The 12,849-nt window shown below is 31.3% G+C and carries 10 protein-coding genes; 4 read left to right on the top strand and 6 right to left on the bottom strand.

Features of this window, described 5'->3' with window-relative positions:
* Entirely contained in the window at nucleotides 1-471 is a 471-nt protein-coding gene (locus DIS18_RS11670) for a DUF3291 domain-containing protein (protein ID WP_109353261.1), read from the top strand.
* Nucleotides 472-563: 92 nt separating this feature from the next.
* Entirely contained in the window at nucleotides 564-1,469 is a 906-nt protein-coding gene (locus DIS18_RS11665; RefSeq protein ID WP_109353260.1) for a ribonuclease Z, read from the top strand.
* Here the strand turns inward: DIS18_RS11665 and DIS18_RS11660 are convergent.
* Nucleotides 1,466-1,879: a hypothetical protein gene (locus DIS18_RS11660; protein WP_109353259.1), complete on the bottom strand. Its 414-nt coding sequence runs from the start codon at nucleotides 1,877-1,879 to the stop codon at nucleotides 1,466-1,468. The genes DIS18_RS11665 and DIS18_RS11660 overlap by 4 nt on opposite strands.
* 212 nt (nucleotides 1,880-2,091) lie before the next feature.
* Nucleotides 2,092-2,520, bottom strand: coding sequence for an SRPBCC family protein (locus tag DIS18_RS11655; protein WP_109353258.1), 429 nt, complete (start codon nucleotides 2,518-2,520; stop codon nucleotides 2,092-2,094).
* A 74-nt stretch (nucleotides 2,521-2,594) separates the two neighbouring features.
* On the opposite strand from DIS18_RS11655, the gene pdxH reads away from it, so the two are divergent.
* Both pdxH and DIS18_RS11645 read left to right on the top strand, forming a co-directional pair.
* On the top strand, nucleotides 2,595-3,242 hold the full coding sequence (pdxH, locus tag DIS18_RS11650) for a pyridoxamine 5'-phosphate oxidase (RefSeq protein WP_109353257.1): 648 nt from the start codon (nucleotides 2,595-2,597) through the stop codon (nucleotides 3,240-3,242).
* Between the two features lie 166 nt (nucleotides 3,243-3,408).
* A complete protein-coding gene (locus DIS18_RS11645) occupies nucleotides 3,409-3,903 on the top strand; it encodes a CAP domain-containing protein (protein ID WP_109353256.1) in 495 nt (164 codons plus the stop codon).
* A gap of 1,046 nt (nucleotides 3,904-4,949) precedes the next feature.
* On the opposite strand, the gene DIS18_RS11635 is transcribed toward DIS18_RS11645, so the two are convergent.
* The 4 genes from DIS18_RS11635 to DIS18_RS11620 all read right to left on the bottom strand — a co-directional run.
* On the bottom strand, nucleotides 4,950-6,887 hold the full coding sequence (locus DIS18_RS11635; RefSeq protein WP_109353255.1) for an OmpA family protein: 1,938 nt from the start codon (nucleotides 6,885-6,887) through the stop codon (nucleotides 4,950-4,952).
* Nucleotides 6,888-6,955: 68 nt separating this feature from the next.
* Complete coding sequence (locus tag DIS18_RS11630; protein ID WP_245925689.1) at nucleotides 6,956-8,923, bottom strand: OmpA family protein; 1,968 nt, start codon at nucleotides 8,921-8,923, stop codon at nucleotides 6,956-6,958.
* 13 nt (nucleotides 8,924-8,936) lie between these two features.
* Nucleotides 8,937-9,863, bottom strand: a complete 927-nt coding sequence (locus tag DIS18_RS11625; protein WP_109353253.1) for a PorP/SprF family type IX secretion system membrane protein — start codon at nucleotides 9,861-9,863, stop codon at nucleotides 8,937-8,939.
* A gap of 11 nt (nucleotides 9,864-9,874) precedes the next feature.
* On the bottom strand, nucleotides 9,875-12,849 hold a 2,975-nt coding region (locus DIS18_RS11620; protein WP_146191824.1), incomplete at its 5' end, for an HYR-like domain-containing protein.

Genomic DNA, 12,849 nt, shown 5'->3' with positions numbered 1-12,849 from the left:
ATGCATACACTACATCTTGCTGAAGTAAATATTGCAAAACGGTTAGCACCAATGGATGATCCCATAATGCAAGATTTTGTGAATAATGTTGATAAAATGAATGCTATTGCTGATGCTGCAGAGGGTTTTATTTGGAGAATGAAAGATGAAGATAAAGAGCTAGGAGCTAAAATTTTTAAAGATGATTCATTACTTATTAATATGTCTGTATGGACAAGCTTAAATGCTCTTTTTAATTATACATATAAATCAGATCATATAGAAGTTTTTAAGCGTAAAAAAGAATGGTTCAGTAAAATGAAAATGATGCATATGGCTTTTTGGTATGTTCCAGAAGGCTATGAACCTACATTTCAAGACGCAAAAGACAGGCTAGATTATTTAAATAAACATGGAGATACACCTTATGCATTCTCTTTTAAAAGTAAATTTTCTGCTAAAGATGCTATAAATTATAAAATTCAAGAATAGTATATAATGAGCCATAAAAGTTATTTTGAATTAAAAGAAAACATACAATGGCAAATTACATCTGACCAATTAAAAACAATAAACATTTACAGATGAAACTTTCTATTCTAGGTTGTTACAGTGCAACACCACGTACTTTAAACAACACAACTTCGCAGGTTTTAGAAATTAATAACCACATGTTTTTAATTGATTGTGGAGAAGGTACGCAAGTGCAATTACGAAAGCACAAAATTAAGTTTAACCGAATTAAACATATCTTTATTTCACACTTACATGGGGATCATTTTTTTGGTTTGGTGGGTCTAGTTTCAACGTTTAGATTGCTTACTCGTGAAACCGATTTGCATATTTATGGACCCAAGGGTATTAAGGAAATAATTACTTTGCAAATGAAACTTGCTGATTCTTGGACCAATTACAGATTGATTTTCCATGAATTAAATTCAAAAAATTCCGAATTAATTTTTGAGGATGATAAAGTAGAAGTGTATACCATTCCTTTAAATCATAGGGTTTACACTAACGGTTTTTTGTTTAAAGAAAAAGAAGGTTTGCGAAAATTAAAAATACATGCTGTTGAAGATGCCAATATAAATGTTGCATATTATAGAAAATTAACCCAAGGGTTTGATGTAGAAAATGAAGACGGAATTACTATAAAAAATGAAACAGTTACTAAGCCTGCAGAGAAGCCAAAAAGCTATGCCTTTTGTAGTGATACTATGTATAAGGAAGATATTATTCCTATTATAAGAGACACAGATGTGTTGTATCATGAGTCTACATTTTTAGAGCAGCATGCGCATTTAGCTGTAAAAACAAAACATTCTACAGCCAAAGAAGCTGCAAGTATTGCAAAACAAGCTAATATAGAAACTCTAATTTTAGGTCATTATTCAACCCGTTATGGGGATATTGAAGAATTTAAAACAGAAGCTAAAACTGTTTTCGAGAATGTTAAATTAGCAGAGGATGGTAAAACATTTGAGTTTTAATGAAATTCTTTTAAACTTAACATCCAATCAAGAGCTTCTTGTAAAGACATGCATCTTTTTATACTTCTCTTGGCAAACTGTTTTTCTATGGAAGCATTCATATAAGTTGAGTTATTATACATAACAATGGCACTGGCAATAATTAAATTATATTTTTCTTCAATTTTAGTCCAGTTACTTGGGTCAATAGAGTAGTGATTGATTCTGTTGGAAATGAAACCAATTTTAGCTTTTTCACCGTAGTGTTCAATCAATTTTTGAACAACCAGCTCCGTTTTTTTCCAATCAAAGTGTATACCTTCGTTCAACTCGCCAATAAAAAATTTTTCACATAAATAATAAGTGCCAAAGGGCATTTTTAATGTTTTATAATCTATTGTTTTGCTATATGAGTAATTCTCAAAAGTCATAATATACTTAAGGGTTGGTTATACTAAGGTAAGGATAATATTACGGATGAAAGATTAAAACAAGTTAATTATGCGTTACAAATAATTTTATAAATGCGAAATGCTCTGGTTGAGGACCTTAGAATTTGATTATTTTTAATATACTAATGCATGTTGTATTTGAGTTAAAAATAGATTTAACCTTATTAAGTTTTTAAATAAAACTTAGTGTACTATTTATTTTCACAGTAGGCTTTAAATTTTATAAGCCACTTATCAACCTGTTTCTTAAACATATTCGGAAAAAATTTGGCTATAAGTTTTATAAAAAAACCTTTAAACTCAGTATACTCAATTTCTGTAGTTAATTTTGTTTCGTTTTTACCTAAAGCGTTAAAATTAGAGCGCATGGTATTTATCATGCTTTTATGCTCATATTTAGCATAAAACTCGTTAGGTAAAGTATTATGAATTATAGTTTCAATTAAATCAAACTTCTTGTAAACTAATTTAGATTTTGCTCCAGCTTCACCTTCATTTCCGCTCAAATGTTCCATCCTTATAAAACCCTCTTGCGATTGCTTTAAAGCTTCTGGGTCTTCAAAATGTTTTACTACTTCATTAATTGGCTTATTGATGCTAATACTACAAACAAATTTCATGATATAAAGTTTGCCAATAAGATAATAAAAAATTGTGTTTAGATTATTTTAAAAAACACGTAAATTGCAATGCTATGGATAAAGACTTAGGCAATTATAGAAAATCTTACGAAAAAGGGGAGCTACTTTTAAATGAGGTGCCAGAAAATCCGATGGAGTTATTCCAAAAATGGTTTTTTGAAGTTGATACTCATTTTGCAGAAGATGAAACCAACGCCATGACAATTTCTACTCTAGGTTTAGATGGTTTTCCTAAGAATAGAGTAGTGCTTTTAAAGAAGTATACATATGAAGGATTTATTTTTTATACAAACTATAATAGTGAGAAAGGTAAAGCAATAGATGCTAACCCAAATGTTTGTTTATCTTTTTTTTGGCATGGCGCTGAAAGACAAATTATTATCAAAGGTAAAGCTGAAAAGATAGCTAAAAACTTAAGCGATGGTTATTTTGAATCAAGACCCCGTGGTAGTCAATTAGGAGCTGTAGTTTCTAACCAAAGTGACATTGTAAAAGATAGAGAAGCTCTTGAAAATAAACTTTCTGAAATTGAAAGCGAGTTTGAAGGAAAAGAAATTTCTAGACCAGAATATTGGGGTGGTTATATTATAAAACCAGCAGAAATAGAATTTTGGCAAGGGAGACCAAATAGACTCCATGATCGCATACGCTATAGACTCCAAGAGGATTATAAATGGCAAATTCATCGATTATCTCCTTAAATCATCGTTTAAATACAATTTTGCTTACATAATTATTGTATTTCATCGATTAAAAACAATTAAAATCGATGAAATACATGTTTTTAATCGATTTTAACATTTCATTAACAATTACTTCACGTTAGGCGGTTAATTTTACTGAACCAAATCTAAATTAACTTAACCTATGAAGTTATTAACGAAGCTACCTTTATTGGTATTGCTAGCAGTTTTTACATTTTCATGTTCTACAGATAGTATTGATGACAAAGCAGAAGCTATGGAATTAAGTCTTGTAACTCCACAAGTAAAAACTATAGAAGTAGAAATTCTTGAGCTAATAAATAATCACCGATTATCTTTAGGTTTAAATCCTTTAGCAGAAATGAATATCGTAAAATCTGTTGCTTACAGTCATACAGATTATATGGTTGATAACGATGAAGTATCTCACCATAATTTTTATACAAGAAGTGAATATTTGAAATCTAATGCTGACGCTAAAAGAGTATCAGAGAATGTAGCATTTGGTTATAGTTCTGCAGAATCTGTAGTTAGAGCTTGGATTAAAAGTGAAGCTCATAAACAAAATTTAGAAGGAGATTTTACTAACTTCGATGTTTCTGCAGAGAAAAATGCAGAAGGAAGATGGTATTATACTAATATATTTATAAAAAAATAATGCTTACAGCACAAAAAATAGCCATTTTAATTTACTGATTAATAGCTAATAAGAAGAAATTAAACAGGTTGTAAATTAATAACTTGATTGTTATTAAATTTAACTATAGGTTAAAGTCTCTCAATTTTTGAGGGGCTTTTTTATTAAATTTTAATTGTTTCTTTTCTATAAAGGTCTAAGCATTATTTATAGTAACTCTAAAGTTTTATTGGAATGTCTTTTGTTGTGTTAACTCTAAATATTTTCATAGGCTTTGGCGAACCAGTTTCTATCTTTAGGTAATTTAAATATTTCCCTTCAACAAGAAGTAAACACGGTTCTTATGTTTGATAATAATATATCTAAGTGTTAATAAGCAGCTTTTGTTTGGCTCATTTTTACTTAAATAAAAATTATCGTTTTGAATTATAATTATAAGTACTAATTAAATTTAAAAACATCATTAATCTGCCCAATTCTGTAACCTAGATTAGTAACAATTTTAGCTTCATCACTATTTGAGTTTATTACTGGGTTGGTGGGTTAAAATGAATAAAAGTAATTTTGCTCTTTTCTTGAGCACTTAAATCTTTAAATGCCTCTGCGCATGAGTTAAGAATATACCATCAGCAACTTTATTATTACTACTTCTTTCAAGTTTGGTTAGCCTTTTCATTTGTCTTACTATATCTAGGGTAGCTTCAAATTAATATGTTTTGTTATTTGAAGACTCAATTAAGCCCAAAGAGACTATTTGTCTGTTTTTATAAGGATTATTAAACAGGTCTTTAAAACACGTTTTTATAACCAATCTGAGGAGAACCAGCATCTTGAATAGTACCAAGTATATCTATAGAGGTTTTGTCTATAAATTAATTCTTTATTACTGTTTATCTCAATGTCTTTTTAGAATTTTATTTGTTAGAACAAGAAAAACAAAATATGAATACTATTAATAGACTAATTTAGCAATTAATTATTCGTAGTTGTAAAATCTTTTTCAATAAATAACCATCAAAAGAATTTCCCTTGATGGTTAAAGTATGATTTAATTAAAATTATTATTGCTACTTCATTTTAACAATAACAAATTGTGTACGTCTGTTTAATTTATGTTCTGCTTCAGTACAATTAGAGTTATTATTACAATTGTTAATTAAGTTTTCTTCACCAAAACCGTTATTCTCTATAATTCTATTAGGGCTTATGCCGTTATTAATAAGGTAATTATATGCTGCATTGGCTCTTTTGTTTGAAAGCTTAAGATTGTATTCTTCAGAGCCTCTAGAATCAGAATAAGACTCAATTTTTATTGTCATAGTTGGGTAAAGATTTTTCATTGTATTCAAAATATCATCTAATACCTTAATATTTTCATTTATAATTTTAGAGCTATTGTAGTTATAGTAAATAGGGGATAGAGTAATTGATTCTTCAACAACTTCTTTCATTTCCATTTCTTTAGCATTAGGACTCATCGAAATGTCTGTAGTAATGCTTTTTATATTTTTATCAATACTTTTTGAGGAAATAGAATTTGTATAATTTATGTAATCATCTTTACTAACTTCAACACTATAATTTTCATCTCTATTAAGATTAATAGAATATTGCCCTTTGGCATTGGTAGTAAGTTTTGCAATTACTTTATTATTTGAGTCTAATAAGACTACCGAAGCGTTATCAATTGGATTATTTTCAATGCTATCATAAACAGTTCCGTTTAAATTAAGTTGTGGAATTCTATCATATGCATAAATATCATCACTACCAATGCCACCTTTTCTATTGGATGCAAAGTATCCTGATAAGCCGTCTTCACTCATGAAAAATGAAAAATCGTCTTTACTAGAATTTACAGGCGTACCTAAATTTATTACACTAAGAATGTTATCGTTTTTATCTGAAACTGTTCCATAAATATCTAATAAGCCCAATCCTGGATGCCCATCAGAAGAGAAGAATAAAGCCCCTTCGCTATTTATAAAAGGAAACCTTTCATTTTTATTAGTGTTTACTATGCTTCCAAGGTTTTGTGGTTTTCCGTAATTACCATTATTAATATCAACATAATAGATATCAGATCCACCTTTTCCACCAGATCTATCTGAAGCAAAATAGAGTTTTGTTTCATCAGCACTTAAGGCAGGATGACCATTAGAGAAATGATTACTGTTAAAAGGAAGCTCTTTAATATTTTTCCATTTGCCATCTACTAGACTTGCTTTGTAGATTTTTAAATTTGAAATACCCTCACCGTTTCTTCCTAATACATTTTTTATAAAATCTGTTCTGGAAAAATACATGGTTTTGCCATCTTTGGTAATTGTAAGTGGGCCATCATGATATACTGAATTAACTTTGCCTTTTAGCCTAGACTTACTAGTTACAATACTATCGTTACCATTTTTATCTATGGCATAAATATTTAAGAAGGGTTCTTCATCCCATCCATTTATATGTTTTTTTAAATCACCTTTATCTCTTGATGAAGTGAAGTAAATTTTTCCGTCATGCTCATAAGCTCCAAAATCACTAAACTTAGAATTGAATTTAATGTCCTTTAAAAAGTATTGCTTTTTCGCATTAAAAATAGAGTTTAAAAAATCTGCATCTTTTAGAAATAATTGTTCTTTGATGTCACCTCCAGCATCTTTAAATTGTTTCATCCATTTACGAGATGCTTCATAATTTTTAACCCCTCTTAATGCTTGAGAATAATTATAATAGTATTCTATTGGAACACTATTTTGATTAACGGCTTTTTGATAGTAAACAACAGCACTATCAGGGTTTCTCATGTAGGCATAACTATCTGCCAGTTGTCTGGTTGCATAATTAGTATTAATGCCTTCGTTGATTAAATCATGATAAGCATTTGAAGCTTGAACAAAAGCAAAATTATTGAATAAATTGTCTGCTTTTTTCTGCATATCATTTTGAGCAAAGGCGCAAAATGTAGTAAGCAGAACTATACTAGTTATTATGTAGTTTTTTAATTTCATTTGGGGTAATATTTAATTAAAAAATCCTATACTATATGTATTATTTTTGCAATTAGGTTTTGTGTTATCTATTCCATTTTTACTACAATAAATTGTGTACGTCTGTTTAATTGATGTTGTTCTTCAGTACATTTTTGCCCATCTTCACAATCATTAATTAACTTACGTTCACCATAACCTTTGTATTCAATAATGCTTGATGGGTTAACGCCTTTCGAAATTAAATAGTCGTAGGTTGACTTTGCTCTATTGGTTGATAAAATGTCGTTAAATTCAAAAGTTCCGCGAGAATCTGTATGTGCTTCAATTCTAATGGCCATTTCAGGGTAATCAACAGTCATTAATTTTACAATTTTATCTAATTCGATAGCGTATTCTTCAAGAATATTATATTTTTCAAAATCGAAATAGATAGGTTTAAGTTGTGTGTTTTTTATTAACGTTGAATCATTTTCTTTATATACATTCAATTCCGCAAGTTTTACAACGTCTTGAACTGGGTTTAATAATAAATTACCAGTAATAGTTATTAACTCTGTTTGAATATTTTTAGAAGTAAACTCTCTATAATCCTCAATATATTTATCCTGATTTGCTACTATTTTATAATCTTTATTTCTATCAATATTTATTTGATAATAACCATTTTCATCAGTTTCCATATAAGCTACTTGGTTTCCATTATCATCAAATAGTGTGATTTTAGCCCCAGCAATTGGATTAGTATTTATGGCATCAGTTACAACACCTTCTACATGTAGTACAGGCTCTCTGTGGAATGCATAAATATCATCACTTCCACGACCACCTTGACGATTTGATGCAAAATATCCAGTAATACCATTAGCATTCATGGAAAAAGCAAAATCATCTTTATTTGAATTTACCGGTACACCAAGGTTTATTACATCAACAATGCTTTCTTCATCATCACCCTTAATGGTTGCAAAAATATCAAGTAAGCCTAAGCCTGTATGTCCATCAGAAGAAAAGAATAATACACCTTCATTATTTATAAAAGGAAAACCTTCAGCACTTTCAGTATTTATTATATCTCCAGCATTCTGAAGATTCACTAGCGATCCATCAGGAGCAATATCAACAGTCCAAATGTCTGAACCACCTCTGGTTCCAGGCCTGTCAGAAGAAAAATATAATTTGGTATCATCTACATTTAATGCTGCATGTTGTGTTGAAAATTCGTCTCCATTTATTGAAAGATCTTCAACATTAGTCCATAAACTATCAACAAGAGTCGCTCGATATATTTTCATATTAGTAAGACCATTTTTATCTTTCAACTCAATATCATCTTTAAAGTTATTTCGTGAAAAATACATGGTTTTACCGTCTTTAGTAATAGTAACAGGACCATCATGGTAAATAGAGTTTATATCTCCTTTTACTTTTGCGGTATAATCTACATTTCTTTTTGATCCAGCTTCAGTAACGTAAACATCTAAGAAAGGTTGTTCATTCCATCCGTATAAACGTTTAATAGCAACGCCTTCATCACGAGCAGAAGCAAAGTATACTTTTCCATCATGTTCAAAAGCACCAAAATCACTATACTTAGAATTAAAGCGAACTCTATCTAAAAAGTATTGCTGTTTAGCACCAAATACACTAGTTATAAAATTTATATCTTTTGAAAAATCATTGGCATTTACTATACCTCCTGAATCTTTGTAGCGTTTAAGCCAAATTTGAGATTCATCATATTTTTTCATTCCACGTAATGATTGTGCATATTTATAATAATATTCAATAGGCACATCTTTTTGTTTAACAACACTTTTATAATAGCGTGAAGCATTTCTAGGATCTCTTAAAAAAGCATAACTATCTGCTAATTTACGTGTAGCATAATTTCTATTATAGTTATCTTGAACAAGTTCTCTATAAAGCTTAGCAGCTTTTACAAATGAAAACTTATTGAATAGTGTATCTGCTCTTTTTTGTTTCCCTTGTTGTGGAAACATTGAAAAACTGAGCATTAACGCTATACAAACTAATATGTATTTTTTAGTATTCATAGGGAAATTAGTCTTAGAAATATCTAGGTGATTTTAATTTAGAACTTAAGAATTTAAACTCGTACATAAGAAGTACTTCATGGGTTCCTGTGGTATAATCTGCAATTTCAGATATTGGTTTTTCATAAGCATAACCAATTCGTAATTGTCTAGATACTTGAAAATCTACAATACCACCGATAGCTGCAGTTTGTTCGTTAATTCTATATGAGGCTCCTAACCAAAGCTTTTCATTAAATAAAAAGTTACCAGTTAAGTCATAAGAAATCGGTGCACCATTTGTGGCTTTAATTAAAGCTGCAGGCTTAAACTTAATTGTTTTTGTTAAATCAATAACACCACCAGCTGTAAAATAATAACTGATACGATCTAAAGCTTCAAAGTCATTTTGGTTATTGGCATCGTTGTTTAAGATTCTTGGAGCAGATAAACTCGCATACACTCTGTTTGTACTCCAATATACACCAGCACCAATATTTGGTGCCCATCTATCAGCTGTTCCATAAATTAATGGGTCGTTTGCATTATCTTCATCTAAACGAAAATTTGAATCAAAACTAAACTGAGTAAATCCACCTTTTAAACCAAAGGCTAGTTTTCCATCTTTTCCAGTTGGAATACTATAAGAAAAATCACCATATAAATAAGTGAAATTTTGTGGACCTAAATCATCTTCAATAAAAGATAAACCTACACCAACTCTATCGTTTCTTAACGGTGTATGTATAGATAGCGTTTGTGTGATAGGACCACCTCTAAAGCCAACCCATTGACTTCTATGCAAGCCTACTACACTTAAAGCCTCTCTACTTCCTGCATAAGCAGGATTTATTGAGATTGTGTTATACATATACTGTGTGAATTGCGGTAATTGTTGCGCAACACCAACCGTACAGCTTAACAACGCAATAACGATTATATTATGTTTTAAAAATTTCATAGGTTAAGATGTTATTTGGTTCCTAAGTAAACTGGACCAGTAATTGGATCCAATCCGCTATTTCTTAAATTAATGATATAATAATATGTACCGTTTGGTAATTTTCCATTATTTCCGATAGCTGATTTTGGTGATGTACCGTCCCATTTACCAAATCCTGAATCTGTACCAAATCCATCGCCATCTCTTTCACTTCCTAAAGTATAGTCATTAGATTCATATACTAATGCTCCCCAACGGTTGAAAATCTTTACTTCAGCAACAAAACCACACAAAGTAATACCTTCAATGTCAAATGTTTTATTAAAATCATCTCCATTAGGTGTGATTGCTGTAGAAATACTAATATCTTTTTTACCACATGGTAATACTCTACATTTTGCATCTATTACCATTATTACATCAGTAATATTTATACATCCATCTTGAAAACCTGTATATCTTAATACATATTCAATTCCGTCTGTATTTGGATTGAAAGATTCAGAATAATCAGATCCTAGATTAGTAGGGTCAAAAATGCTACCGGTTACTGTTGCTACAGGGTTACCTTCGATAAGTTCCCATGTTCCACCAAATGTTCCGTCAGCTAAGTAGTTATCTAAGTTTACAACACCATCTTCAAAACATCTGTCTTCAGCAACAACCTCATTTAATATTTCATCAAGTGCTACATTTAGTGTTTGCGTGTAAACTTCTTCATTATTACAAGCATCTCTTACTGTCCATGTTCTAATTATTTGATAATCTGCAATAACGTTTTCATCAAAAGTATTTGTTTCATTAAATACTACAATCACGTTTGCAGAGCAATTATCAGTAAATTCAACTTCAGGAGCTTCAGGTATATCTGTACAACTTACATCAAGTGTTTCTTCAAATGCTGAAACTGGAACTGGAGCAGTAGTATCCCGCACAGTAATTAGTTGAGTGTGTGTTGTTGTTAAACCACATCCATCAGTAGCAATCCATGTACGAGCAATTGTATAGTTTGATGGACAGTCATCGTCAGTTCTTGAATCACTAACTGCTACTGTAGCATTACCACAATTATCAACCGCTGTTAATGTTGTTGCATTAGGAATATCATCACACTCAACAGTTGTATCTCTTGGCAAAGTTTCAACAAAAGTTGGAGCTGTTGTATCTCGAACTATAATGATTTGGGTGTGCGTTGTTGTTAAACCACAAGCGTCTGTAGCTGTCCAAGTACGTGCCAAAGTATAATTATTAGGGCAATTGTCATCGGTTCTTGCATCACTAACTGTTACTATGGCAGAACCACAAGTATCAGTTGCAGTTAAAGTTTCTGCAACAGGAATATTATCACATTCCGCAACTATTCTAGCAGTTGGAAGTGTTTCAACAAAAGCAGGAGGTGTGCTGTCTTGTACAGTAATTGTTTGTACATGAGTATTCGTTACACCACAATCATCAGTTGCAGTATAAGAACGTTTTATAACGTAATTATTTGGACAATTTCTATCAATTCTTTCGTCACTTACAGTCACAATAGCATTGCCACAATTATCAGTAGCTGTTAAAGTTTCTTCTCCTGGGATGCCATCACATTCAACAACAATGTCTCCAGGAAGATCTGTTTGATCAAACTCTGGTGCGGTTGTATCAGAAGTAGATATGATTTGATTTGCGCTAGCAGCATTTCCACAAGCATCAGTTGCAGTCCAAGTACGAGTAATTGTAAACGAACCTGGGCAATTACCATTTGTTGTTACATCGTTAAAAGTAATAACTGGATTAGGATCACAATTATCAGTAGCTGTTGCTTCTCCAAATGAAATAGGTGTTAAATCATCACTACATTCGGCAGTTACATTATCTGGTAATGTAAGAACTGGGGCAGTGGTATCTTTCACAGTATAAGTATAATTATAAACCGATATATTACCAGCACAATCCGTATATGTGAACGTATATATTTTATCCCCTTCACAAACAGGATCAGTATTTTCAGTAATTACAGGTGTAATAGCATTACCACAAACATCTGTAACTACAGGTGCTGTTGGTTGCGTAGCATCTGCAATACATTCTACAGTAGAACCATCATTAGTTGGTACTACAGGTGCAGTAGACACATCAATAGTATAAGTATACACATAAACTGATTCGTTTCCAGCACAATCTGTATATGTGAATGTATATATTTTATCACCTTCACAGGTAGGATCAGTATTTTCAGTAATTACAGGTGTAATAGCATTACCACATACATCTGTAACTACAGGTGCAGTAGGTTGCGTAGCATCTGCAATACATTCTACAGTAGAACCATCATTAGTTGGTACCACAGGAGCAGTAGACACATCAATAGTATAAGTATATACATAAACTGATTCATTTCCAGCACAATCTGTATATGTGAATGTATATATTTTATCACCTTCACAGGTAGGGTCAGTATTTTCAGTAATTACAGGTGTAATAGCATTACCACAAACATCTGTAACTACAGGCGCTGTTGGTTGCGTAGCATCTGCAATACATTCTACAGTAGAACCATCATTAGTTGGTACTACAGGTGCAGTAGACACATCAATAGTATAAGTATATACATAAACTGATTCGTTTCCAGCACAATCTGTATATGTGAATGTATATATTTTATCACCTTCACAGGTAGGATCAGTATTTTCAGTAATTACAGGCGTAATAGCATTACCACATACATCTGTAACTACAGGTGCTGTTGGTTGCGTAGCATCTGCAATACATTCTACAGTAGAACCATCATTAGTTGGTACCACAGGGTTAGTAACGACATCAATAGTATAGGTGTATACCCAAACTCCAGTATTACCCGCACAATCTGTATAAGTGAATGTGTAAATTTTATCACCTTCACATGCAGGGTCTGCATTCTCAGTCATCACAGGAATCACATCATCTCCATTAGCATCTACAATAGTAGGTGGTGTAGGAGGTGTAGCATCTGCAATACATTCTACAGTAGAACCATCATTAG

This window comes from Algibacter marinivivus, from assembly GCF_003143755.1.
GTDB lineage: Bacteria > Bacteroidota > Bacteroidia > Flavobacteriales > Flavobacteriaceae > Algibacter_B > Algibacter_B marinivivus.
This window is presented reverse-complemented; position numbering and strand designations above follow the sequence as displayed.

Bases quoted from the DNA above. Each gene is read 5' to 3' on its own strand.
- DIS18_RS11625 (WP_109353253.1), bottom strand. From the start codon at position 9,863: ATGAAATTTTTAAAACATAATATAATCGTTATTGCGTTGTTAAGCTGT.
- DIS18_RS11665 (WP_109353260.1), top strand. From the start codon at position 564: ATGAAACTTTCTATTCTAGGTTGTTACAGTGCAACACCACGTACTTTA.
- DIS18_RS11635 (WP_109353255.1), bottom strand. From the start codon at position 6,887: ATGAAATTAAAAAACTACATAATAACTAGTATAGTTCTGCTTACTACA.
- DIS18_RS11660 (WP_109353259.1), bottom strand. From the start codon at position 1,879: ATGACTTTTGAGAATTACTCATATAGCAAAACAATAGATTATAAAACA.
- DIS18_RS11645 (WP_109353256.1), top strand. From the start codon at position 3,409: ATGAAGTTATTAACGAAGCTACCTTTATTGGTATTGCTAGCAGTTTTT.
- DIS18_RS11655 (WP_109353258.1), bottom strand. From the start codon at position 2,520: ATGAAATTTGTTTGTAGTATTAGCATCAATAAGCCAATTAATGAAGTA.
- pdxH (WP_109353257.1), top strand. From the start codon at position 2,595: ATGGATAAAGACTTAGGCAATTATAGAAAATCTTACGAAAAAGGGGAG.
- DIS18_RS11670 (WP_109353261.1), top strand. From the start codon at position 1: ATGCATACACTACATCTTGCTGAAGTAAATATTGCAAAACGGTTAGCA.
- DIS18_RS11630 (WP_245925689.1), bottom strand. From the start codon at position 8,923: ATGAATACTAAAAAATACATATTAGTTTGTATAGCGTTAATGCTCAGT.